Below are 1430 nucleotides of genomic sequence, written 5' to 3' on the forward strand. Positions count from 1 at the left end.
GCCGGCTGTCGCCGCCGGCCGAGCGCACGAGTTCGGCACAGGTCGCCGGATCACCGGCCAGCAGCGCCGCCGTCGCCAGCGCGGTCGCGGCGGTACGACCGCACCAGGTGGCGGGGTCGGTGGCGATTCCGACGGCGCTGCGGGCCAGCGCCACCGCCCGGTCGTCGTCCCGAGGACCGCCGCGCCAGGCGGTCGCCTCCGCCTCGAACGCCAGGGCGAAGCTCAGCAGGTGGCGGCTGCCGATGCGCCGGGCGACGATGCCGGCCTCGGTGGCCAGTCCGATGGCCGTGCTCAGCCGGCCGGCGTGGTACGCCACCTCGGTGCGCGCGAGCAGAAGCTGACACAATCCGTCGTCGCGGTGCGAGGCGCGGACGAGCGTCAGCCCGCGGTCGAGGTGCCGCACCGCGTCGGCCTGCCGTTCGAGGTACAGCTCGGTCAGGCCGAGCGCGGTGAGGCAGTCGGGGTGGTCCCGCAGGTCCCGGTCCGGCAGCGAGTCGACGATCCGGGCGCCGGCGTCGAGCAGCCCACGGGCGTCGTCGAGCGCGCCGTCGTGCACGGCGGCCAGGCCGCGTACGGCCAGGAGGCCGGCCCGGTCCACGCCCGGGCCGCCGGGATCCGCGGTGAGCGCGTCGGGCAGCCCGGCCACGGGGCGGCCGGCCAGGATGCCGGCGACGCCGATCTCGGTGGCGAGCCGGTAGCCGCCGGCGGGCCCGGTGCCGGCCGGCAGCGCGGCCAGCTCGCGCCGGCTGATCGCCACCGCCTCCGCGTAGTTGCCGAGCAGGCGTTCCACGCGCGCCCACAGGGCTACCGCCTGGGCCCGTCGTCCCTCCGGGTCGGCGGGGAACAGCGGCACGATCTCCTGGAGCAGTGCCCGGCTCTCGGCCAGGTCGCCCGCCTCGCCGGTGACCTGGGCCAGCGCGAGTGACACGTCGCGGCGACGTTGGGCTTCACCGGCCGTCGGCCGCAGCGCCCGCAACGCCAGCCGCAGCCAGCGGATGGCCAGGTCCGGTGTCTCGCGCCGGATCTCCTGGGCGGCCCGGGAGAGCACGTCGACGCAGCGTCCGGCCCAGCGGCCGTTCGGCAGGGCGAGCAGGCGCTCGGCGTAGCGGGCCCGGTCCGCGGCTGGCGCGCCCAGGTCGACGAGCGCGGTGAGCGCTCGCGCGCAGGCGTCCACCCGCCACGCCGGGTCGGTGTCCTGGGCGACCGCCATCCGCAGCACCGGGTGCCGGAAGGCGAAGCGTCCGGTGCCGGGGACGCGGCGGATCAGGTCGAGCCGGGCCAACCGCCAGCCGGCCGCGACCGCCAGTGCCGCCGGCACCTGCGCGACCTCGGCCAGCAGGTCCGGGGCGAAGGGCGCATCCACTATCGCTCCGGCTCGCAGGAAGGCCAGTACGACGGACGGCAGGTCGGCCCAATCGCGGCGCAGCACG

The 1430-nt window shown here is 77.6% G+C and carries 1 pseudogene; it reads right to left on the reverse strand.

Going from position 1 to position 1430, the window contains the following annotated elements:
• Positions 1 to 1363: pseudogene (locus tag KBX39_RS31125) on the reverse strand (hypothetical protein); the annotation flags it as partial.
• Positions 1364 to 1430 lie beyond the last annotated feature (67 nt).

The organism is Micromonospora sp. D75, from assembly GCF_018070405.1.
GTDB lineage: Bacteria > Actinomycetota > Actinomycetes > Mycobacteriales > Micromonosporaceae > Micromonospora > Micromonospora chalcea.